We start from the raw sequence: 22509 nt of genomic DNA, 5'->3' as shown, positions 1-22509 counted from the left end.
GTGGTGATGGCGGGTAAAGTTGGAGTCACAGATCGTGGCCATTACTCAGGGTTGTCCATCGGATACGCCAAGATTGGAAAACGGTTCACAATCCCGAGGGATGGATGGATGGCCAACTCCGATCCGGTCTACTTGCGCGTCGTTGAGGACCTCCGCCGGCAGATCACCGACGGCACGCTTCCGCCCGGCGCCCCGATCCCCTCCCGGCACCAGATCACCCGCAAGTACGGGGTCGGCGAGACCGCCGCCCGCCACGCTCTCCGGGTGCTGGCCCAGGAAGGGCTGATCATCGGCCGGGTCGGCTCCGGCCACCGGGTCAGGCAGCGGCCCACCCTCCTGCCCCTGCTCCGGGGCCAGACCACGTTCCCCGCCCCGTTCCCGGCCTCCTTCCCCGCCGAGTTCTCCGCCGACATGCAGGCGCAGGGCCGCCGCGCCACCTGGGACCGGCAGATCGAGCCCGCCGAGGCCACCCCCGACATCGCCGCCCGGCTCCGGCTGGCGGTGGCCGCCCCCGTCACCCGGACCCGGTTCGTCTACCGGGGGGACGGCAAGCCGGTGCAGCTGGCCACCTCCTACGAGCCGGCCGGGCCCGCCGAGGGCGCGGAGGACGCGCGTGCCGGCGCCGGCGTGAAGATCACCGAAGTGGTGGAGCAGGTCTCCAGCCGGGTCCCACAGCCCGGCGAGAGCGACGTGCTCGACCTGCCCGCGGGGGTGCACGTGCTGCACATCGAGCGCACCCACTGGTCCGGCGACCGCCCGGTGGAGACCAGCGACATCGTCATCCCCTGCGACCAGTTCCGGCTGGTGTACAGCCTGCCCCTGCCGTCCTGAGCCCCCGCGGCCTGCCGCGGGAACCGGCGGCCGCGGACGTCGGCCCGCCCCGGCGTCCGCCTGACGGGAACGTCGGTGGGGGCTGGTACAACCGGAGCGGGTGACCGAGCCGGGGGTGGGGATGCGCGTCAAGGACATGCCGGTGGCCGACCGGCCAAGGGAGCGGCTGCTGGCCGGGGGCCCGGTGGCGCTGGCCGACCGGGAACTGCTCGCGCTGCTGCTCGGCTCGGGCGGCAAGGGGGTCGACGCGGTCGAACTGGCCTCCCGCGTCATCGCGCACTGCGGCGACCTGGCCGAGCTCTCCCGCGCCGAGGCGCACCGGCTGCTCGCCGTGCCCGGCGTCGGCCCGGCCAAGGCGGCCCGCGTCTGCGCCGCCTTCCACCTGGTCAGGCGGGCCCAGGCCGAGCCGCCCCGGCCCAGGATCACCAGCTCCGCCGACCTGGCCGCCGCGGCGGGCCCGCTGCTGCGCGGCCAGGCCAGGGAGCGCCTGGTGGTGGCCGTCTGCGACATCCGGGGATCCCTGCTGCGCCTGGCCGTGGTCAGCGAGGGCGGCGACGACCACACCGCGGCCCCGATCCGCGACATCCTCACCACGGTGCTCGTCTCGCGCGGCGCCGCCTTCGGCCTCGCCCACAACCACCCCGGCGGCTCGCTCGAACCGAGCCCGTCCGACCTCGCCGTCACCACCCAGCTCCTGCACGCCGCCGAGACCGTGGGTCTTCGCCTCCTCGACCACCTCGTCGTCACCGACACGGCCTGGCGCCGCATCGAGCTGCACTAGCTGCCTGAACTGCCTGAACTGCCTGAGCCGCCCGAGCGCGTCGCCCGCCCCGGAGAGCCGGGGTGACACCGGTCGCGGGATCACGTTAGCCAGACGTATGCCCTCGTTGCAATGTCTTCACTCGTATTACACGTATGAAGACAGCTTTTCAGGTGTCTGGTTTGTGGCTATGTGTCCCGTTTGACCTACGATCTGTTCATGCTTGACAGAGAGGGGCCGCTCCCGGTCTACCAGCAGATCGCGGCGATCCTTAAAGGCAGGATCACCAGCGGCGAACTCCCGGCCGGCAGCCCGCTGCCCAGCGAGGCCGCCCTGGTCGCGGAGTACGGCGTCGCCCGCACCACCGCCCGGCGGGTGGTCAGGGAACTGCGCGAGCAGGGCCTGGCGTACACGGTTCAGGGAGAGGGCAGCTTCGTCGGCGACGGGTCGGAGCCGCGGGGTCAGCTCAAGGTGCCCAAGTACCACCAGATCGCCGCCGCGATCGCCGAGCGCATCCGGAGCGGGGTCATCCCGATCAACCGGCCGATCCCCAGCGAGCAGGGCCTGATGGACGAGTTCGGCGTCTCCAAGGTCACCGCACGGCTGGCGGCGGGACTGCTCAGGGAGCAGGGCTGGGTCTTCACCGTGCCGCACCGTGGCACGTACCCGAATGATCCGGAGAAGTGGCCGAAGTAGGTCGCATCACCCGTATGGATACGTCTATAGTACGAGCATGCTCGACAGGGAAGGCCACATACCTCTTTACCGGCAGATCGCCGACATCATCGGCGACCGTATCACCCGTGGGGAGCTGAGCCCGGGCGAACCGATCCCCAGCGAGACCGAACTCAAGCGCGAGTACGGCGTCGCGCAGATGACCGCCCGGCGGGTGCACCGGGAGCTCCGCGAGCGCGGGCTCATCCACACCGTGCCCGGCGAGGGCTCCTTCGTCGGCCCGGCGGGCACCCCACGGGCCGAATACCTGGCGCCCCTCTACCGCAAGATCGCCGACCAGGTCGCGGGCGGCATCCAGGACGGCAGGATCCCCGCCAACCGCCCGATCCCCAGCGAACGCAACCTCATGCTGGAGCACGGCGTGGCCAAGGCCACCATCCGGCAGGCCATCTCGCTGCTCCGTACCGAGGGGTGGGTGTTCACGGTGCCCTACCGGGGCACCTTCGCGGCCCCGCCGGAGAGCTGGCCGGCCCGGGCCCGCTGAGTGGCGGCCACGCAGCCCAGCACGGCCAGCGCCGCCAGCACGGTGGCCGAGCCGAACCGCTCCCCCAGCAGCAGCCAGGACCAGAGCAGCGTGAGCAGCGGCTGCGCCAGCTGGGTCTGGCCCGCGCGGGCGATGCCGCCCATGGCGAGCCCGGCGTACCACGGCACGAAGCCCAGGAACATCGAGATCAGCCCGGCGTAGGCGAACCCGGCCAGCGACTCGGCCGTGGGCGCGGGGCCGGTGGTGGCCGCCAGCACCACGGTGACCGGCACGCTGACCGGCAGCGCGACCACCAGCGCGTACGAGACGACCTGCCAGCCGGGAGTCGTCCTGGCCAGCCTGGCCCCCTCGGTGTAGCCGACCGCGGCGGACAGCAGGGCGAACACCAGCAGCAGGTCGGCCGCCGAGAACCGGCCGCCGCCCTGGGTGAGGGTGAACACGGTGATTGACGCCGCGCCGAGCGCGCAGGCCAGCCAGAACATCGGCCGGGGCCGCTCCCCCGCGCGGAGCACGGCGAACACGGCGGTAGCGGCGGGCAGCAGCCCGATGACCACCGCCGAGTGCGCCGCGCTCGCGCCGCCGTCCAGGGCCAGGCCGCTGGCGACGGGGAACCCGAACACGACGGTGAGCGAGGTGACCAGGTAGGAACGGAGCTGGTGCCGTGGCGGGAGCAGGGGTGCTCCCGCCACCAGCAGGCAGGCCGCCGCCACGGCGCCCGCGAGCACCGCGCGGCCGACCCCCACCAGGTACGGATCGAAGCCGCGCAGCGCGAAGACGGTGGCGGGAAAGGTGCCGGAGAAGGCGAGCACGCCCATCCCGGCCAGCAGGGTTCCGCGCCAGGCGGTCCGGGGGGCAAGCGCTACTGACTCAGCTTCGATAGCGCTATCATGTAGCTTCATGAATGAGGATAGCAGTATCGCCAAAGTGGCGGACATCCTCCGCCGGGAGGCCGCCCGGCTCGGCCCCGGCGGCAAGCTGCGCTCCAGCCGGGAGCTGGTCAGGGAGCTCGGAGTCAGCCCGGTCACCGTGTCCCGGGCGATCGCGCGGCTCACCGCCGAGGGCCGGGTGATCACCCGGCCGGGCGCCGGCGCTTTCGTGACCGCCGTCCGGCGGCCGTCCGGCGACCAGGTGGACTCCTCGTGGCAGACGGTTGCCCTGGGCGACCGGGTGGTCGACGATTCGGCGGTGGCCAGTCTGCTGTCCCAGCCGGCCGAGGGCGTGATCCCGCTGACCGGCGGCTACCTCAACCCCGCGCTGCGGCCGGACCGCGAGCTGTCGGCCGCCGCCATCCGGGCGATGCGCCGTCCGGACGCCTGGGGGCTGCCCCCGCTCAGCGGCATCCCTGAGCTGCGCCGCTGGTTCGCGGACGAGGTCGGGGTGACCCAGCACGACGTGCTGGTGGTCAGCGGCGGCCAGGCCGCGATCACGCACGCGTTCCGCTCGCTGGCCGCGCCCGGGGAGCCGGTCCTGGTGGAGACGCCCACCTACCAGGGGGCGCTGGCCTCGGCCAGGGCGGCCGGACTGCGGGTCGCGGCGGTGCCCGTGGACGCCGACGGGGTCCGGCCGGAACTGCTGGCGGAGGCGTTCGCGCGCACCGGCGCACGGGTCTTCTACTGCCAGCCCACCCTGGCCAACCCGACCGGCGCGACGCAGCCCAGGGAGCGCAGACAACAGGTGCTGGCGGTGGCGCGGGCGGCCGGGGCGTTCATCATCGAGGACGACTACGCCCATTACCTGTCGCCCGTGCCGCCGGCGCCCCCGCTGGTCGCGCTGGACGAGCACGGCACCGTGGTGCACGTGCTCTCGCTGAGCAAGATCTCCGCCCCCAGCCTTCGGGTGGCCGCGCTGAGCGCCCGGGGGCCGGTCGCGCACCGCCTGCGGACCAGCCAGCTGGTGGAGTCCTTCTTCCTGGCCCGGCCGCTGCAGGAGACGGCGGTCGAGTTCGTCACCGCCCCCGCCTGGCGGCGCCACCTGGCCGCCGTGCACCGGATGCTCGAGGAGCGGCGGCAGATCCTGCTGACCGGGCTGGCCCAGCACATCCCGTCGGCGACCGTGGACCTGGTGCCCGCGGGCGGGCTCCACCTGTGGGTGCGGCTGCCCCCGGAGACCGACGAGACGGCGCTGGTCGAGCGGGCCCAGCGGAGCGGGGTGCTGGTCACCCCCGGCAGGCCCTACTTCCCCACCGAGCCCCCGGGGCCGTACCTGCGGCTCACCCACACGGCCGTGACCGGCACGGCGGAGCTGACCGAGGGCGTGCTGCGGCTGGCCTCAGCGTTCGGCTGAGGACCGCGTCACGCGGCGGCGCGGGCGCCGGTCGCCGCGCGTCCGCTCGCGGCGGTTCTTCTCCTGGAAGGCCAGATAGGCCAGGTAACTGACGTGCATGATGACTCCTTCGGAAGTTCGACACCGGCTAAAGCGTTATGAGGGTGTCGAATATTCCGTAGGACTAGAGTGAGGTCGAGGTGATCGTGCGTATGTCCGCTCCGGCTGAGTTGCTCCGCGACTTCGTCAACACCTACGACGTGGAGGGAGCCGCCGACGAGCTGGCCTCCCCCGCCGAGCTGACCCTCTGGCTGCGCGAGCGCGGCCTCGTCGGGCCCGCCGACCGGGCTCTGGACCACGACCTGGAGCTCGCCGTGCGGCTCAGGGAGGGCCTGCGGCTCGTGCTCCACCACAACCCCGGGCAGCGGGCTCCCGAGGAACTGGAGCGGGCCCTGACTGCGCTACCGTTGCGGGTGACGTTGACCCCGGGAGTGCCGGGGCTGGAGCCGATCGCGCCGGGGGTGACCGGCGGGCTGGCCCGGATCGCGGCACTCATCGCGGCCAGTCACGCCGATGGAACCTGGCCACGCCTTAAGGTGTGCGTCGAGAGCGGTTGCCAGTGGGCCTTCATCGACTCCTCCAAGAACCGCTCTCGCGCGTGGTGCTCGATGCGGGTCTGCGGAAATCGAACGAAAACCCGGACATATAGGGCACGACGTCAGGCGGAAGGTTCGGCGACCTCCGCCTGACCAGTACGGTGTTACAGGCACAGAAGGGAGCCGGCCCCATGGGTGTTAGACAAGCCCGTCTCGAAGACGTCGACGCGGTGACGAGCACCCAGATTCGGGCCTGGAAGCAGTGCTACCGGGAGTTCATTCCCCCGGGCCCGCTGGAGCAGATGACCGGTCCGGCCGCCGAGAAGATGTGGCGCCGCCAGTGGGACGAGGCCATCCTCTCCCCGCCCAGCCCCCGGCACCGGGTGCTGGTCGCGGTCGAACGGGTGGTCATGGACACCGACCACTGGAGCGCGCTCGGCCCCGGCGGCATCCTGGCCCCGCCCTCCCACGAGCGCGCCTCCGACCGGGTGGTCGGCCTGGCCTCGCACGGCCCCGCCGAGGACCCCGACCTGTACCCCGGCACCACCGCCGAGCTGCTCACCCTGCTGGTGGACCCCAACCACATCCGCCGCGGGCACGGCAGCCGCCTGCTCAACGCGACCGTGGACCACCTCCGCGAGGACGGCTACAGCACCATCGTGACCTGGGTGTTCGCCGAGAACTACCCGATGCTCGGCTTCCTGGAGTCGGCCGGGTGGGGCGAGGACATGGCCGAGCGGGTGCTCGACATGGGCCGCCCGATCCGGATGATCCGTCTCACCACCGACATCAGCTGACGGCCGGAACCCCGGCCATCGGAGGCCTCGCCGGGGTGGGCTAGGGTCGAGCGGCCGATTGTCTTGTGAATGAGGGTTGAAGTCGTGGCGACACCTGCGCAGTGGTTTGCGGGCGCCCGTCCGCGTACGCTCCCGGCGGCTGTGGTGCCGGTCGCGGTGGGCACCGGGGTGGCCGCCGGGGCCGGCGGCGGGGTCTGGTGGCGGGCGCTGCTGGCCTTGCTCGTGTCGCTGGCGCTCCAGGTCGGCGTGAACTATGCCAACGACTACAGCGACGGGGTGAAGGGCACCGACAGCGACCGGGTCGGGCCCATGCGGCTGGTCGGCTCCGGAGCCGCCCCCGCCCCCCAGGTGCTCGCCGCCGCCCTCGGCTGCCTCCTGGTGGCCGCCGTGGCCGGGCTGGTGCTGGTGGTGTCCATCCAGGCCTGGTGGCTGTTCGGGGTCGGGGCGCTCTGTCTGCTGGCCGCCTGGTTCTACACCGGCGGCTCCCGGCCGTACGGCTACCGCGCGCTGGGCGAGATCTCGGTCTTCGTGTTCTTCGGCCTGGTGGCCGTGGCCGGGACCGCCTACGTGCAACTGGAAGGGCTGCCCTGGCAGGCGGTCGTCGCCGCGGTGCCGGTGGGCCTGCTGGCCTGCGCCCTCCTGGTGGTCAACAACCTCCGCGACATCGTCACCGACACCCCGTCCGGGAAGCGCACGCTGGCGGTCGTGCTGGGCGACACCCGTACCCGGACCCTCTACACGCTCTGCCTGCTGCTGCCCTTCACGCTGCTGCTCGGCCTGGCGCCCACGGATCCCTGGGTGTTGATCGGGCTGCTGGCCCTTCCCCTGGCGATCCCGCCCGTGAAGGCCGTGCGCGGCGGGGCCGTCGGCCCCGCCCTGATCGCCACCCTCCAGCAGACCGGCCGCCTGCAGCTGGTCTTCGGCCTCCTGCTGGCCCTCGGCCTGGCGCTCTCCTAGGGATCGCTCTCCTAGAGATCCAGAAGGCTCTCCAGCCCGACTGTCAGCCCCGGCAGGTCCCGCACCCGCCGCACCCCCAGCAGCACGCCAGGCGTGAACGAGGCCCGGTTCATGGAGTCATGGCGAATGGTGAGGATCTCCCCCTCGCCCCCCATGATGACCTCCTGGTGGGCCACCAGCCCGGACAGCCGGACCGCGTGCACCCGCACCCCGTCCACGGTCGCCCCGCGAGCCCCGTCGAGCTCCTGCGTCGTGGCGTCCGGCGACACGCCGACGCCGGCCTTCCGCCGCGCCTCCGCGACCAGCTCGGCCGTCCGGCGCGCGGTCCCCGAGGGCGCGTCGGCCTTGTTCGGGTGGTGCAGCTCGACGATCTCCACCGACTCGAAGTACCTGGCCGCCTGCTGCGCGAAGTGCATCATCAGCACGGCCGCGATCCCGAAATTCGGCGCGATCAAGGCATTGGTCCCCGGGTTACGCGCGAGCATCCCCCGCACCGACTCCAGCCGCTCCGCGTCGAACCCCGTGGTCCCCACCACAGGATGAATCCCCCGCCCGATGCACCACTCCAGATTCCCCATCACCACATCAGGGTGAGTGAAGTCGACAACGACCTCAGCCGGGCTCAACAACTCCAGCGAATCATCCTTGTCGACAGCCGCGACCAGCTCCATATCCTGCGCCGCATGCACAGCCTTACAAACCTCGACCCCAACACGCCCCCGCGCCCCAAGCACCCCAACCTTAATCATCGGCCCAGCCTATCGGTCGGCCGTAACGGCGATCACCCTCAACGGTGAGGAGCGCCGCAGGGGTGGTGGGCGAAGCCGTAAAGGAAAAAAGAAAGGCCCGCGCGAGCGGGCCCTTCCACAAACTATGGGATCACGCGATGGCGGACGTGAAGTCCTTGTCGCCATATGGTCCGATCACGGCCAGGGTCATCGGGCGGCTGAGGACCGCTTGGGCTACCTGGTTGATGTCGTCCGAGGTCACCTGCTCGATTCGGGAGAGCACCTCGTCCACCGACATCAGGCGGTCGTAGACGAGCTCGCTCTTGCCGATGCGTGACATCCGCGAACCGGTGTCCTCCAGGCCGAGCACCAGACCACCGCGCATCTGACCCTTGCCCCGGGCGATCTCCTCCTCGGTGAGCCCTTCGGCGACCACCCGGGCGACCTCGTCCCGGCAGATCTTGAGCACGTCGTCTATCTTGGACGGCAGGCAGCCGACATAGATCCCGAACTGCCCGGTGTCCGCGTACTGCGAGGTGAAGCTGTAGGCGGAGTACGCCAGCCCGCGCTTCTCCCGGATCTCCTGGAACAACCGCGACGACATCCCGCCGCCGAGTGCCGCGTTCAGCACCCCGAGCGCGAACCGCCGGTCGTCGGTACGGCTCACGCCGGTGGTGCCCAGCACCAGGTTGGCCTGCTCGGTCGGCCGGTCCACCACCCGCACCCCGGACCGCTCGGCCACGCCGGGCCCGCCCAGCCGGGGCGGAATCGGCTCCGCGGACCCGCCGAACGCCCCGGCCCGCTGATAGGCCAGGGCCACCAGCTCCACCACCCGCTCGTGCTCCACGTTCCCCGCCACCGAGATGACCGTGTGCGAGGGCAGGTAGAACCGCTGGTAGTACTCGTGGATGCGCCCCCGGGAGAGCGCGTTGATGGAGTCCTCGTTGCCCAGGATGGGCCGCCCGATGGGGGTGTCGCCGTAGAGTTCCCCGGCGAACGCCTCGTGCACCACGTCGGAGGGGTCGTCGTCGTGCATGGCGATCTCCTCCAGGATCACGCCACGCTCCGACTCCACGTCCGCGTCACTGATCAGCGAGGAGGTCACCACGTCGGCCAGCACGTCGATGGCCAGCGGCAGGTCCTCGTCGAGCACCCGCGCGTAGTAGCAGGTGTACTCCTTGGCGGTGAAGGCGTTGATCTCGCCGCCGATGCCCTCGATGGAGGCGGAGATCTCCATCGAGTCCCGGGTGGGGGTGCCCTTGAAGAGCAGGTGCTCCAGGAAGTGGGTGGCCCCCGTGTGCTCGGGGGCCTCGTCCCGGGACCCGATGCCCACCCAGGCGCCGACCGCCACGCTGCGCACGGTCGGCATGGTCTCCGTCACCACCCGGAGCCCCCCGGGCAGGACGGTGCGGCGAACCACACCGGCACCGTCCTTCCCGGAGAACAGCGTGCTGGTGGCCGTCAAGACGCTCACGAGTTGCGCTCGTCCCGTCCGCCTCTGGTGCGACGGCGCGGCCGGCCATCACCGGACTCGCGCCCCTCACGCGGCTCACGCGGCTCGCGTGCGGGGGCCTCGGCGGGCTCGGGCTCGCCGGCCTCGGCGCGGGCCGCCTTCTCGGCCGCCTCCTTCTCCACCACCTCGACGGGGACCAGGGAGAGCTTGCCGCGCGCGTCGATCTCGGCGATCTCCACCTGGATCTTCTCGCCGACGCCCATCACGTCCTCGACGTTCTCGATGCGCTTGCCGCCGTGCAGCTTGCGGATCTGGGAGACGTGCAGCAGACCGTCCTTACCGGGCATCAGCGAGACGAACGCGCCGAACGCCGCGATCTTCACGACCGTGCCCAGGTAACGCTCGCCCACCTCCGGCATGTGCGGGTTGGCGATCGCGTTGATGGCGCTGCGCGCCGCCTCGGCGGACGGGCCGTCGGTGGCGCCGATGTAGATGGTGCCGTCGTCCTCGATGGTGATCTCGGCGCCGGTGTCGTCCTGGATCTGGTTGATCATCTTGCCCTTGGGGCCGATGACCTCGCCGATCTTGTCCACCGGGACCTTGATGGTGATGATCCGCGGCGCGGTCGGGTTCATCTCGGCCGGGGAGTCGATGGCCTCCTGCATGACCTCCAGGATGGCCAGCCGGGCGCCGCGGGCCTGCTTGAGCGCGGCGGCCAGCACGGTGGCCGGGATGCCGTCCAGCTTGGTGTCCAGCTGGAGGGCGGTGATCACGTCCTTGGTGCCGGCGACCTTGAAGTCCATGTCGCCCATGGCGTCCTCGGCGCCCAGGATGTCGGTGAGCGTGATGAACTGGTCACCCTCGCCGATCAGGCCCATCGCGATGCCCGCGACCATCTCCTTGAGCGGCACGCCGGCGTCCAGCAGCGCCATCGTGGAGGCGCAGACCGACCCCATCGAGGTGGAGCCGTTGGAGCCGAGCGCCTCGGAGACCTGGCGGATCGCGTACGGGAACTCCTCGCGGGTGGGCAGCACGGGGATGAGTGCCCGCTCGGCCAGCGCGCCGTGGCCGATCTCGCGCCGCTTGGGCGAGCCCACCCGGCCGGTCTCACCGGTGGAGTACGGCGGGAAGTTGTAGTTGTGCATGTAGCGCTTGGTGCGCTCGGGGTTGAGCGTGTCGATCATCTGCTCCATCCGGAGCATGTTCAGCGTGGTGATGCCCAGGATCTGGGTCTCCCCGCGCTCGAACAGGGCCGAGCCGTGCACCCGGGGCACCACGTGGACCTCGGCGTTGAGCTGCCGGATGTCCTTGGGGCCGCGCCCGTCGATGCGGATGCCCTCGCTGATGACCCGCTCCCGCATGAGCTTCTTGGTGAGGCTGCGGAAGGCGGCGGAGATCTCCTTCTCCCGGCCCTCGAAGTCGGCCAGCAGCTTCTCCGCGGCCAGCGCCTTGACCCGCTCGATCTCGGTCTCGCGGTCCTGCTTGGCGGCGATGGTGAGCGCGGCGGCCAGCTCGCTGCGGACCGCGCCCTCCACGGCCTGCAGCGCGTCCTCCTGGTAGTCCAGGAAGATCGGGTACTCGGCGGTCTCCTTGCCGGCCACCTCGGCCAGCTTGGCCTGCGCCTCGCAGAGCACCTTGATGAACGGCTTGGCCGCCTCAAGACCCTGGGCGACGCTCTCCTCGGTGGGCGCGAGCGCGCCCTCGGCCACCAGCTTCAGCGTGTCCTTGGTGGACTCCGCCTCGACCATCATGATCGCGACGTCCCCGTCGGACAGCACCCGGCCGGCCACCACCATGTCGAAGGTGGCGCCCTCCAGCTCGGTGTGGGTCGGGAAGGCCACCCACTGGCCGCTGATCAGGGCCACCCGCACGCCGCCGATGGGGCCGGAGAACGGCAGCCCGGCCAGCTGGGTGGAGAGGCTGGCGGCGTTGATGGCGACCACGTCGTAGAGGTGGTCGGGGTGCAGCGACATGATCGTCGCCACGACCTGGATCTCGTTGCGCAGGCCCTTCACGAAGGACGGGCGGAGCGGCCGGTCGATCAGCCGGCAGGTGAGGATCGCGTCCTCGGACGGCCGGCCCTCCCGGCGGAAGAACGAGCCGGGAATGCGGCCCGCCGCGTACATGCGCTCCTCGACGTCCACCGTCAGCGGGAAGAAGTCGAGGCTGTCCTTGGGATTCTTGGACGCGGTGGTGGCGGACAGGACCATGGTCTCGTCGTCCAGGTAGACGACGGCGGAACCCGCCGCCTGGCGCGCCAGCCGGCCGGTCTCGAACCGGATGGTACGCGTGCCGAATGAGCCGTTGTCGATGACGGCTTCCGTGCTGTGGACACCCTCCACGGGGGACCTCCTTGCTCGGGTCGGTCACCCCACGTCCGTGTGTTCTCCGCCGCTCCCCGTTGGTGCAGCGCCGGTCTTCGATCGAAGCGCCCGGTTCACCATGACCGGGGGCCACTACCGAGGACCGGCCCTCTCACGCCGCGGGATCGCGCGGGTGTGCTTGCTGTGCGGACGCGGGGCACTGGTTCTCGGGGTCGAGCGGGCCGACACGGCCCGCTCTCCCTTTCGGCTGTTCAGTTGTAGTCGTATCAGTACGACTCTAGGTACGTTGCGATCCACGTACGAAACGGAGCGGCGATACCCACCGCTCCGTTTCACGCTATCGGCGCAGACCCAGCCGCTCGATCAGGCTGCGGTAGCGCGTGATGTCCTTGGCCTGCAGGTACTTGAGCAGGCGACGCCGACGGCCGACCAGCAGGAGCAGGCCGCGGCGGCTGTGGTGGTCGTGCTTGTGCGTCTTGAGGTGCTCGGTCAGGTCGCTGATGCGACGGCTGAGCAGCGCGATCTGCACCTCAGGGGAGCCGGTGTCGCCTTCGGCGGTGCCGTACTCGCTGATGATGGCCTTCGTGGTTGCGGTGTCGAGCGACACTCTCTCTCCTTCACATGGGAGGCACGCGTAAAATTTCCGATGCCCGCGAACGACCGTGCGTGCCTACAGTCGCCGTGACGAGGCCGACGAATACTCAGCCGACGGTCAAGGTTACCACCGCAGCTCAGTGCCTGACCGCGCGTGCGCAGGTGCGCAAAATCGTCCAGCGCACCTCTGCCTCCGGGTCGCCGGCGTCGAGGCGCCAGCCGAGGCGGGTGGCCTCGCCGGCGGCGGCGGTCTCGTCCGGGTCCAGCGCCGCGATCAGCACCTTGAGCGCCTGGGCGCGGTCGCCGTCCAGGCCGGGCAGCAGCGTGCGCAGGCCGGCGCGCAGCGCGGCCACGTCCAGCCGGGCCGCGCTCGCGAGCTTCGCGCCGCCGGGGTTTCCCGCGCTCATCCCGGCCAGCACGCGCAGCGCCGTGCTCACCTCCGCGCCGGTCAGCCCGGTGTCGGTCACCGCCTGCCGGGCGGCCAGCACCGCGATGGCCCGACGGCGCCCGGCCGGGTCGGCCAGCACGGCGGCCAGCTCCGGGTCCCTGGCCACCGGGTGCTCGCGCAGCGCCAGCGGGACCGGGTCCAGCGGCAGCGGGCGGAGCACGGTGTACCGGTCGAGCACCCCGCCCAGCCGCTCCACCTCCAGCCGGACCCCGGTCACCCGCTCGCCGAGCGCCAGTGCCGCCTCGCCCCAGGAGTCGACCGGGGAGCCCTCGGCGCACGGCAGGCCCTTCATCAGCTCCTCCAGCTCGTGCGGGGAGTGACCCCACCGCCCGGACTGGCGGCGCACGTGGGTGACCCGTACGCCGTCCCGGTAGAGGGCGAACTCGGGCACGCCGCCGGGCCGCACCGCGAACGCCGAGCCGTACGCCGACAGGCCCCGCATCACCTCCGGCCGGATGCCCTGCGCGTGGAACTCCACGCCCACCACCCAGCCGCCCAGGTCGTCGAGCACGACCACCCCGTCGTCGTAGCCCTCATCGGCCGCCTCCAGCAGGGTCTGCGGGTCGGGGCCGACCACGTCGGTGCCGTATCTGCGGGCGGCCGTGGCGCTGGTGCCGCCCTCGATCCAGCAGAGGGTGGCGTGATCGCGCAGGACCCAGTGCTTGTCGAGCAGGTGCCGGTAGTACTCAAGAAGATCGTCAGCCATGTGCTGCCGCCAGTAGCCAGGGCCCCGCCGGGCGCGTACGGGACCGAAATCGGATGGGTCAACCGTGCACAGTGCCGGGCCCCCACCCGTCACTCACCGTTCCCGGGGATCAGCAGTCCCACCGGAAACGGCCCACGGCGACATTACGCCGGATCGGGCCTCTCGCGGAGCGGATCGGTCAGGGCCGGGTCAACCCGTGGTCAACCGCCGCGCCTCGGCCACGTCCGCGCCCATCTGCTCGACCAGCGCCTCGATCGAGTCGAACCGCAGGGTGTCCCTGAGCCGGGCGGAGAAGTCCACGCCCACGTGCGCGCCGTAGAGGTCCAGGTCGTCACGGTCCAGCGCGTACGCCTCGACGGTGCGCTCCACGCCGGCGAAGGTCGGGTTGGTGCCGATCGAGATCGCGGCCGGCCACCGCTCCCCCTGGTACGGCGAGGGCGACTGAGTCACCTGGAGCCAGCCCGCGTAGACCCCGTCCGCCGGGATCGCGGTGTACCGGGGGGACTCCACGTTGGCGGTGGGGAAGCCGAGCGCCCGGCCCCGCTGGTGGCCGCGGACCACCACGCCCTCCACCCGGTGCGGGCGGCCCAGGGCCGCGGCGGCGCCCGTCACGTCACCTTCCGCCAGGCGCTCCCTGACCATGGTGGACGAGATCGTCTCCCCGTTGCTGACCAGCGGCACGCCCTCGGCGAAGAAGTCGTACTTCTCGCCCAGCGTGCGCAGGGTCTCCAGGTCGCCGGCGGCCTTGTGGCCGAACCGGAAGTTCTCCCCCACCACCACGCCGGCCGCGTGCAGCCGGTCCACCAGGGCGGTCTGCACGAACTCGTCCGGCGACATCCGGGAGAACTCCAGCGTGAACGGGAGCACCAGCACCGCGTCCACCCCCAGTTCGGCCAGCAGTTCGGTGCGCCGCCGCTCCTGGGTGAGCTGCGGCGGATGGCTGCCGGGGCGGATCACCTCGTCCGGGTGCGGGTCGAAGGTGACCGCGACCGACGACACGCCCAGCTCACGGGCGAGCGCCACCGCGCGGCCCACCAGGCCCACGTGCCCACGGTGCACGCCGTCGAAGACACCGATGGTGACAACCGACCTGCCCCAGTCCCCGGGCACCTCGGGCAATCCGTGCCAGCCCCGCACGTCGACCCCAATCTCGAAACGCGTGAATCTCTGGACGCTGGATGTTGACTGTCCGACCACAAGCGTGCCACAAGGTCAGGACACGAAGACGGCCAGGGGCTTGGCGTTGCCGCCGCGCTCCTCCACCAGCGCGAGCAGCCCGCCGTCCGGGCCGAAGACCCCGATGGGGCCCGCGCCGAGCCCGGCCGCGGGCAGCCGCCCGCCGTGCGCGACCAGTCTGGCCTGCTCCTCGGTCACGTCCCGGCGCGGGAAGGCCGCCGCGACGGCCTCCCCGATCGGCATGATCACGCACTCCTTCTGGAGCTCCTCCAGGGTGCGTCCCGCCGTGTACGGGCCCACCCGGGTGCGGCGCAGGGCGGTCAGATGCCCGCCCACCCCGAGCCCGGCCCCCAGGTCCCGGGCCAGCGCCCGGATGTAGGTCCCGGACGAGCAGGTGATCACCGCGTCCACGTCCACGGCCTCACCGTCCCGCCGGATCGCGGTCACCTCGAAGGCGTACACGGTCACCGGCCGGGCCTGGAGTTCCACTTCCTCGCCCGCCCGGGCCCGCTTGTAGGCCCGTTCGCCGTTCACCTTGATCGCGCTGACCTGCGGGGGAATCTGCATGATCTCCCCGGTCAGCGCGGCCACCCCGGACATGATCTCCGCGTCGGCCAGATGGCCGGCCGGAGCCGTCGCGGTGACCTCGCCCTCGGCGTCGTCGGTGTTGGTGGACACCCCCAGGCGGATGCTCGCCTCGTACACCTTCTCGGTCAGCGCCAGGTGGCCCAGCAGCCGGGTGGCCTTCTCCACCCCGACCACCAGCACGCCGGTGGCCATCGGGTCCAGGGTGCCGGCGTGGCCGACCTTCCTGGTGCCCGCGATGCCACGCATCTTGGCGACCACGTCGTGCGAGGTCCAGCCAGCCGGTTTGTCGACGACGACGATCCCGCTCGGCGGCGGGGTGCGCCTGCTTTTCGCGTTACTCAAGACAGCAGCTCTCTCAGCCGGGCCATGGTCTGTTCCGGGGAATCGGCGGAGGTGAAGCCGGCCGCGCCCCGGTGGCCGCCGCCGCCCAGCGCCGCGCAGGCCCGGCCCACGTCCACCCGGCCCTTGGACCTGGTGGACACGTTCCAGGCACCCGCGTCGTCCTCCTTGAGCACCACGGCCACGTCGGCGCCGTCCACCTTGCGGATCACGTCGATCATGCCCTCCACCTCGTCGTACGGGAGGCCGCACTGGGCCCGGTCCTGCCGGGTGACCCTGGTCCAGACCAGCCCGGCCCCACCGGCCGCGTCCGGCTCGAAGGCGGCCCGGGACAGCGCGACGCCCAGCACCCGCAGGTAGCCGAAGGGCGAGCGGTCCCAGAGCTCCCTGGCGATGGCGTCCGGGTCGAGGCCGGTGGCCAGCAGCCGCCCGGCCATGGCGTGCACGGCCGGTGTGGTGGCGGGGTAGCGGAAGGATCCGGTGTCGGTCACCAGACCCGTGTACAGGCAGGTGGCGATGTCCTTGGTGACCACCAGACCGAGCCGCTCGATCAGCTCCTCGACCAGCACCGCGGTGGCCGCGGCGACCGGGTTCACCAGGTGCACCGAGCCGAAGCCGGTATTGGAGGCGTGGTGGTCCACCACGACCAGCTCACCGGCCTCCCTGGCGGCCGGGATGAGCAGCCCGAGCCGGTCCACCGTGGAGGCGTCGAACGTGATCATCAGCGGCGGCCCGGCGGGGAACTCCGCCGGCGGCACCAGCAGCTCCTGGCCGGGCAGGAAGCGCAGCAGCCGGGGCACCTGGAAGGCCTGGTCCCCGAAGGAGGCCACCACCCGCTTGCCGGCCTGGCGGAGCGCCAGACCGCAGGCGAGCATCGAGCCGAGCGCGTCGCCGTCCGGCGTCACGTGGCAGGCCAGCGCGACCGTCTCGTGCCGCCGCAGCAGCGCCACGGCGCGTTCCCAGTCGGCTTCGGCCACGTCGCTGGGCTGGATCTGTACTTCCGATGTCACGTGGCGGCGCGTCCGGCTCCGGGTAGACCGGCCTCGAGGTCTTCGTTCTTGATCTCGTCCTCGAACTCGGCCTCGGCCTCTTCCTCGTCACGCCGGTAGGGGTCGGCGTCTCCGGCGTACTCGGCGCCCTCGGCCCGGCGGGCGATCTCCTCGTCCCGGGCCTTGGCCTCGGCCAGCAGATCATCCAGGTGCCGGGCGCTGTCCGGCAGCGGGTCGTGCACGAACGTCAGCGTGGGGGTGTGCCGCAGGCCGGTCTGCCGGCCCACCTCCGAGCGGATGATGCCCTTGGCGCTCTCCAGCGCGGCGGCGGTGTCCTTCCGCGCGGCCTCGGAGCCGAACACGGTGTAGAAGACGGTGGCGTCGCTCAGGTCGTTGGTCACCCGGGTGTCGGTGACGGTCACGAAACCGAGCCGCGGATCCTTGATCCGGCGTTCCAGCATCTCGGCGACGACCTGCTGAATCCGGTCCGCCAGCTTCCTGGCTCGCGCGGCATCCATGATCGCGCTCCCCTTTCCTTGGATGTACGGCAGACGCTGAGACGACGCCGCCTATTCCTCGCCGCTGTCCTCGTCGTTGAACAACCGGTGCCGTGCCGAGAGCAGCTCGATCTCCGGATGGAAGGCGATCACCCGCTCGCAGGCGTCCAGCACCTCGTTGCAGTTGACCGCGGAACCGGAGACCACGGCGATGCCGATCTCGGCCCGCCGGTACAGGTCCTGGTAGCCGGTCTCGGCCACCGCGACCGCCGGGAAACGGCGTTTCACCTCGGCCACGAGGGGACGGACCACGGAGCGCTTCTCCTTCAGCGAGTGCACCTCGCCGAGCAGGATGTCCAACGTCAGAGCACCGACATACATGGTTTTGTGCGCCATCAACCCTGGCGCGAAGGGTCGTGGGAAGGGACGGTTCCCGGGCCGTGACGGCCCGGGAACCGGGTGAGAGCCTCGTCAGGTGCGGGGCTTCTCCTGCATCTCGAACGTCTCGACGACGTCGTCGATCTTGATGTCGTTGTACCCGACACCGATACCACACTCGTAGCCCTCGCGGACCTCGGTGGCGTCGTCCTTGAACCGGCGCAGCGAGCTGACCGTGAGGTTGTCCGCGATGACCACGCCGTCGCGGATGATCCGGGCCTTGCTGTTGCGGGTGATGACGCCGGACCGCACCAGGCAGCCCGCGATGTTGCCGACCTTCGGCACCTTGAAGACCTCGCGGACCTCGGCGGTGCCGGTCCTGATCTCCTCGAACTCCGGCTTGAGCATGCCCTTCAGGGCCGCCTCGATCTCCTCGATGGCCTGGTAGATCACCGAGTAGTAGCGGATGTCGACGCCCTCGCGCTCGGCCAGGTCGCGGGCCCGGACCTCGGGCCGCACGTTGAAGCCGATGATCACGGCGTTGTCGTCCGCGATCGCCAGGTTGACGTCGTACTCGGTGATCGCACCGACCGCGCGGTGCAGCACCCGGAGGTTGACCTCCTCGCCCACATCGATCTTGAGCAGCGCGTCCTCCAGTGCTTCCACCGAACCGGACACGTCGCCCTTGATGATGAGCTTGAGCTCGTCGATCTTGCCCTTCTCGTAGTCGCTGAACAGCTCCTCCAGCGTGCGGCGCCGGCCGGCCTTGGCCATGTCGGCGATGCGCTGGCGGGCCGCCCGCTGCTGGGCGATCTGCCGGGCCATCCGGTCGTCGGTGACCACCAGGAAGTTGTCACCGGCGCGCGGCACCGCGGTGAGGCCGAGCACCTGCACCGGACGGGACGGGTCGGCCTCCTCCACGGTGGCCAGGTTGTCGTCCAGCATGGCCCGGACTCGGCCGAACGCCTCGCCACAGACGATCGAGTCGCCGACCCGGAGCGTGCCGCGCTGCACCAGCACGGTCGCCACCGGACCACGGCCCTTGTCCAGGTGGGCCTCGATGGCCAGACCCTGGGCGTCCATGTCCGGGTTGGCCCGCAGGTCCAGCTCGGCGTCCGCGGTGAGCAGGATCGCCTCCAGCAGGTTGTCGATGCCGGTGCCCTGCTTGGCGGAGATGTCCACGAACAGGGTGGAGCCACCGAACTCCTCGGCGACCAGGCCGTACTCGGTGAGCTGGGACCGGACCTTCATCGGGTCCGCCCCCTCCTTGTCCACCTTGTTGACCGCGACCACGATCGGCACGTCGGCCGCCTGGGCGTGGTTGAGCGCCTCGATGGTCTGCGGCTTCACACCGTCGTCGGCCGCGACCACCAGCACCGCGATGTCGGTGGCCTGGGCGCCGCGGGCCCGCATGGCGGTGAACGCCTCGTGACCCGGGGTGTCGATGAAGGTGATCTTCCGGTCCTCACCCTCGTGCTGGGTGGAGACCTGGTAGGCGCCGATGTGCTGGGTGATGCCGCCGGCCTCCCGGGCCACCACGTTGGTGTTCCGGATGGCGTCCAGCAGCTTGGTCTTACCGTGGTCGACGTGACCCATGACGGTCACCACCGGCGGACGCGGCGCGAGGTCGGCCTCGTCGCCCTCGTCCTCACCGAACTCGATCTTGAAGGACTCCAGCAGCTCGCGGTCCTCCTCCTCGGGGCTGACGACCTGGACCACGTAGTCCAGCTCCGCGCCGAGCAGCTGCAGGGTCTCCTCGTTGACCGACTGGGTGGCGGTCACCATCTCGCCGAGGTGCAGCATGATCTGCACCAGAGCGGCCGGGTTGGCGCCGATCCGGTCGGCGAAGTCCGACAGCGAGGCGCCGCGCGGCAGGCGGATGGTCTGGCCGCCACCACGGGGAGCCTGCACGCCGCCGATCGCCGGGGCCGACATGTTGTCGAACTCCTGGCGCCGCTGGCGCTTGGACTTGCGACCCCGGGTCGGACGCCCGCCGGGACGGCCGAAGGCACCCGCCGTGCCGCCACCGCGGCCACGGCCACCGGGGCCGGGACGGCCGCCGAAGCCACCGCCGCCGCCACCGCCGGGCCCACCACCGGCACCACCGGGACGGCCACCGCCGCCACCGGCACCACCCGGGCGACCGGCGAAGCCGGTGCCGCCACCGGGACGGCCGCCACCGGCGCCGCCACCCGGACGGCCGCCACCGCCGCCACCGCCGGGACGGCCACCGCCGCCACCGCCGGGACGCGGGCCACCGCCACCGGGACCGGACGGACGGCCCTGCGGCATCATCGACGGGTTCGGCCGCGGCCCACCGGGACGGGGGCCACCGGCACCCGCCGGCGGACGCGGACCACCGGCGCCGGGGCCGGGGCGCGGACCACCCGAAGGCGGCCCAGGACGCGGACCGGCACCCACCGGGCCGGGACGCGGCCCACCGGGACGCGGCCCGCCGTCGCGGCGCGGCTCGCGGGGACCACGGTCCGGACGGTCGCCGCGGTGGTCGCCACGGTGGTCGTCGCGGGGACCGCGATCCTCACGCGGGCCACGGTCACGGTGGTCGGGACGGTCGCCCCGGTCACCGCGCTCCGGACGGTCCGGGCGGTCGGGGCCGCCCGGCCGTGCCGGACGCTGGCCCATGCCGCTGGCCGTGGACGAGAACGGGTTGTTGCCCGGGCGCGGGCCACGCGGGCCCGGCTTGGGCGCCGACGAGCCGGACGGACGGCCGCCCTGGGGCGCGCCGGGACCACCCGGACGCGGGCCGGGAGTCGGACGCGGGCCCGGCTTGGGCCCGGCGCCGGGCACCCCCGGCACCGGCGGCCGGGGGCCGGACGCGGCCGCCGGACGCGGCGCCTCGGGACGCGGCTCGTGCCGGTGTTCCTGACGCTCCTGGCGTTCCTGACGCGGCTCCGGACGGTGCTCGCGCTCCCGCTGCGGCTCGCGGTGCTCCTGACCCGGACGCGGGCCGCCACCCTGCGGAGGCTGGGGCACGGCCTGCTGCGGCGGGTGCGGCATCGGCACCGGCCGAGGCGCCGGCCGCGGGCCGGGCTTCGGCGGGGCCGGGCGGATGCCCTCCGGAATCGGAGCAGCAGAAGTAGAGGGGGAAGCGGGCGCCTGCGCGCCGTTTCCCGACTGGTTCTCGGCCGGCCGAGGCATCGGCCTCGGCTGTGGCCGCGGAGCGGACTTCCCGCCCCTGGAGTCGCCCTTACCGAACGCCTCCGTGAGTTTACGGACGACCGGCGCTTCAATCGTTGAAGAAGCCGATCTCACAAACTCGCCCATTTCGGTGAGCTTGGCCATGACGACCTTGCTCTCCACTCCGAACTCCTTGGCGAGTTCGTATACCCGGACCTTCGCCACTGCACTCCCTAACTCGGCCCGGGAGGCTGTGCCGCCGGACCGTCGCTACCTGGACGTACTCATTGCCGCGTGCTCATCAGGCGCTCATAGCAATCTGACTCCGCCCATCAACTCGGCGTCTTTCATGACAGGTTGGTAACCCTTCACCCGGCTGCTTGATCGCGTCAAGCCCGGCCATCCAGCAGGTAAGCCCGCAGACACGTGACATCGAGCGTTCCCTCGGCGCGAAAAGCGCGAGTGAACGCCCGGCGACGTTCGGCGAGCTCCAGACAGCTCATGGCCGGATGCAGTGACGCACCCCGGCCGGGGAGCCGTCCTTGCTGGTCAGGGGTGATGACACCCTCGACCACTACCAGACGGAGTAGCTCGGACTTGGCCGTGCGAACCCGGCAGCCCACGCATGTTCTCAGCGGGACGGCCTGGCCACCATATTCCAGCTTACCTTGCCGACGCATCAGCGGGATCGGCCGGTGCCTCTTGAGTGTCCGGCCGGATGTCGATGCGCCACCCGGTGAGCCGGGCCGCGAGCCGCGCGTTCTGGCCCTCCTTGCCGATCGCCAGCGAGAGCTGGTAATCGGGCACCGTGACCCGGGCCACCCGGCCCTCCGCGTCCACGACCTCAACGCGGGAAACACGTGCGGGTGACAGCGCATTCCCCACGAACTCGGCCGGGTCCTCCGACCAGTCGATGATGTCGATCTTCTCGCCGTGCAGCTCGGTCATCACGTTCCGCACCCGCGAGCCCATCGGGCCGATGCAGGCGCCCTTGGCGTTGACCCCGCTCTTCCGGGAGCGCACCGCGATCTTCGTGCGGTGCCCGGCCTCGCGGGCGATGGCGGCGATCTCCACCGAGCCGTCGGCGATCTCCGGGACCTCCAGCGCGAACAGCTTCTTCACCAGGTTCGGGTGGGTGCGGCTGAGCGTGACCGAGGGCCCCTTGTTGCCCTTCTTCACCTGCACCACGAAGCAGCGGATGCGCTCGCCGTGGGTGTACTCCTCGCCGGGCACCTGCTCGTTGTGCGGTAGGATGGCCTCGATCTTGCCGAGGTCCACCAGCACCACCCGAGGGTCCTTGCCCTGCTGGATGATGCCGGCCACCAACTCGCCCTCCCGGCTGGCGAACTCGCCGAAGTTGATCTCGTCCTCCGCGTCCCGCAGTTGCTGGAGGATGACCTGCTTGGCGGTGGTCGCGGCGATCCGGCTGAAGTTGCCCGGGGTGTCGTCGTACTCCCGGACCACGGCGCCCTCGTCGTCCAGCTCGGCGGCGAGGATCGAGACGTGGCCGGAGACCCGGTCGAGCTGGGCGCGGGCCTTCTGCGCGGCGCCCTCGGTCCGGAAGTAGGCGATCAGCAGCGCGTCCTCGATCGCTTTCACGACGAGGTCGAACGAGATGTCCTTCTCCCGCTCCAGGCTGCGCAGGACGCTCATGTCAATGTCCACAAGGCTCCCCCTTAGCCCGCATCGCGGTGTGCGATGCCATCGGCGGCATCATCGCCATCGATGT

22 protein-coding genes are annotated in these 22509 nt (G+C 71.5%); 8 read left to right on the top strand and 14 right to left on the bottom strand.

Features of this window, described 5'->3' with window-relative positions; all coding sequences use genetic code 11:
- Nucleotides 1-108 precede the first annotated feature (108 nt).
- The 4 genes from KIP79_RS20110 (at nt 109) to KIP79_RS20095 (ending at nt 2810) form a co-directional block, all read left to right on the top strand.
- Complete coding sequence (locus KIP79_RS20110; RefSeq protein WP_214106397.1) at nt 109-831, top strand: GntR family transcriptional regulator; 723 nt, start codon at nt 109-111, stop codon at nt 829-831.
- A 100-nt stretch (nt 832-931) separates the two neighbouring features.
- Entirely contained in the window at nt 932-1612 is a 681-nt protein-coding gene (locus KIP79_RS20105; protein ID WP_308169804.1) for a JAB domain-containing protein, read from the top strand.
- Between the two features lie 198 nt (nt 1613-1810).
- On the top strand, nt 1811-2287 hold the full coding sequence (locus KIP79_RS20100) for a GntR family transcriptional regulator (protein ID WP_214106396.1): 477 nt from the start codon (nt 1811-1813) through the stop codon (nt 2285-2287).
- A gap of 37 nt (nt 2288-2324) precedes the next feature.
- The gene (locus tag KIP79_RS20095) at nt 2325-2810 is read left to right on the top strand and encodes a GntR family transcriptional regulator (protein WP_214106395.1); all 486 of its coding nucleotides are present in this window, start codon (nt 2325-2327) and stop codon (nt 2808-2810) included.
- Here KIP79_RS20095 and KIP79_RS20090 read toward each other — a convergent pair.
- Nucleotides 2756-3709: a DMT family transporter gene (locus KIP79_RS20090; RefSeq protein WP_214106394.1), complete on the bottom strand. Its 954-nt coding sequence runs from the start codon at nt 3707-3709 to the stop codon at nt 2756-2758. The genes KIP79_RS20095 and KIP79_RS20090 overlap by 55 nt on opposite strands.
- On the opposite strand from KIP79_RS20090, the gene KIP79_RS20085 reads away from it, so the two are divergent.
- From KIP79_RS20085 to KIP79_RS20070, 4 genes are all read left to right on the top strand, one after another.
- Nucleotides 3708-5093, top strand: a complete 1386-nt coding sequence (locus tag KIP79_RS20085; RefSeq protein WP_214106393.1) for an aminotransferase-like domain-containing protein — start codon at nt 3708-3710, stop codon at nt 5091-5093. The two genes, KIP79_RS20090 and KIP79_RS20085, sit on opposite strands and share 2 nt — an antisense overlap.
- A gap of 191 nt (nt 5094-5284) precedes the next feature.
- A complete protein-coding gene (locus KIP79_RS20080) occupies nt 5285-5821 on the top strand; it encodes a CGNR zinc finger domain-containing protein (protein ID WP_214106392.1) in 537 nt (178 codons plus the stop codon).
- 38 nt (nt 5822-5859) lie between these two features.
- Nucleotides 5860-6465 (top strand): GNAT family N-acetyltransferase, encoded by a 606-nt coding sequence (locus KIP79_RS20075; RefSeq protein WP_214106391.1) that lies wholly within the window; start codon nt 5860-5862, stop codon nt 6463-6465.
- An 84-nt stretch (nt 6466-6549) separates the two neighbouring features.
- The gene (locus KIP79_RS20070; RefSeq protein ID WP_214106424.1) at nt 6550-7422 is read left to right on the top strand and encodes a 1,4-dihydroxy-2-naphthoate polyprenyltransferase; all 873 of its coding nucleotides are present in this window, start codon (nt 6550-6552) and stop codon (nt 7420-7422) included.
- A gap of 11 nt (nt 7423-7433) precedes the next feature.
- Here the strand turns inward: KIP79_RS20070 and dapB are convergent, their stop codons facing one another.
- The 13 genes from dapB to nusA all read right to left on the bottom strand — a co-directional run bounded on the left by dapB (nt 7434) and on the right by nusA (nt 22445).
- Nucleotides 7434-8171 (bottom strand): 4-hydroxy-tetrahydrodipicolinate reductase, encoded by a 738-nt coding sequence (dapB, locus tag KIP79_RS20065; protein ID WP_214106390.1) that lies wholly within the window; start codon nt 8169-8171, stop codon nt 7434-7436.
- A gap of 130 nt (nt 8172-8301) precedes the next feature.
- The gene (locus KIP79_RS20060; RefSeq protein WP_308169802.1) at nt 8302-9624 is read right to left on the bottom strand and encodes a M16 family metallopeptidase; all 1323 of its coding nucleotides are present in this window, start codon (nt 9622-9624) and stop codon (nt 8302-8304) included.
- A complete protein-coding gene (locus tag KIP79_RS20055) occupies nt 9621-11945 on the bottom strand; it encodes a polyribonucleotide nucleotidyltransferase (protein WP_214106389.1) in 2325 nt (774 codons plus the stop codon). The genes KIP79_RS20060 and KIP79_RS20055 overlap by 4 nt, the downstream gene beginning before the upstream one ends.
- Before the next feature lie 319 nt (nt 11946-12264).
- Entirely contained in the window at nt 12265-12534 is a 270-nt protein-coding gene (gene rpsO / locus KIP79_RS20050) for a 30S ribosomal protein S15 (RefSeq protein WP_214106388.1), read from the bottom strand.
- A 124-nt stretch (nt 12535-12658) separates the two neighbouring features.
- On the bottom strand, nt 12659-13675 hold the full coding sequence (locus tag KIP79_RS20045) for a DUF6461 domain-containing protein (protein ID WP_214106387.1): 1017 nt from the start codon (nt 13673-13675) through the stop codon (nt 12659-12661).
- Nucleotides 13676-13864: 189 nt separating this feature from the next.
- Nucleotides 13865-14812, bottom strand: coding sequence for a bifunctional riboflavin kinase/FAD synthetase (locus tag KIP79_RS20040; RefSeq protein ID WP_214106386.1), 948 nt, complete (start codon nt 14810-14812; stop codon nt 13865-13867).
- Between the two features lie 75 nt (nt 14813-14887).
- Nucleotides 14888-15781, bottom strand: coding sequence for a tRNA pseudouridine(55) synthase TruB (gene truB / locus KIP79_RS20035; RefSeq protein WP_214106385.1), 894 nt, complete (start codon nt 15779-15781; stop codon nt 14888-14890).
- Nucleotides 15778-16788 (bottom strand): DHH family phosphoesterase, encoded by a 1011-nt coding sequence (locus KIP79_RS20030; protein WP_214106384.1) that lies wholly within the window; start codon nt 16786-16788, stop codon nt 15778-15780. Before KIP79_RS20030 ends, truB begins: the two co-directional genes overlap by 4 nt.
- Nucleotides 16785-17288, bottom strand: coding sequence for a 30S ribosome-binding factor RbfA (rbfA, locus tag KIP79_RS20025; RefSeq protein WP_214106422.1), 504 nt, complete (start codon nt 17286-17288; stop codon nt 16785-16787). The genes KIP79_RS20030 and rbfA overlap by 4 nt, the downstream gene beginning before the upstream one ends.
- A 48-nt stretch (nt 17289-17336) precedes the next feature.
- A complete protein-coding gene (locus KIP79_RS20020; RefSeq protein ID WP_214106383.1) occupies nt 17337-17645 on the bottom strand; it encodes a DUF503 domain-containing protein in 309 nt (102 codons plus the stop codon).
- 90 nt (nt 17646-17735) lie between these two features.
- Nucleotides 17736-20945, bottom strand: coding sequence for a translation initiation factor IF-2 (gene infB, locus KIP79_RS20015; RefSeq protein ID WP_250213530.1), 3210 nt, complete (start codon nt 20943-20945; stop codon nt 17736-17738).
- A 224-nt stretch (nt 20946-21169) separates the two neighbouring features.
- Nucleotides 21170-21460 (bottom strand): YlxR family protein, encoded by a 291-nt coding sequence (locus KIP79_RS20010; RefSeq protein ID WP_214106381.1) that lies wholly within the window; start codon nt 21458-21460, stop codon nt 21170-21172.
- Entirely contained in the window at nt 21444-22445 is a 1002-nt protein-coding gene (gene nusA, locus KIP79_RS20005; RefSeq protein ID WP_308169800.1) for a transcription termination factor NusA, read from the bottom strand. The genes KIP79_RS20010 and nusA overlap by 17 nt, the downstream gene beginning before the upstream one ends.
- Nucleotides 22446-22509: the final 64 nt, after the last annotated feature.

It is taken from the genome of Acrocarpospora catenulata, assembly GCF_018476525.1.
Taxonomy (GTDB): Bacteria; Actinomycetota; Actinomycetes; order Streptosporangiales; family Streptosporangiaceae; genus Acrocarpospora; species Acrocarpospora catenulata.
This window is presented reverse-complemented; position numbering and strand designations above follow the sequence as displayed.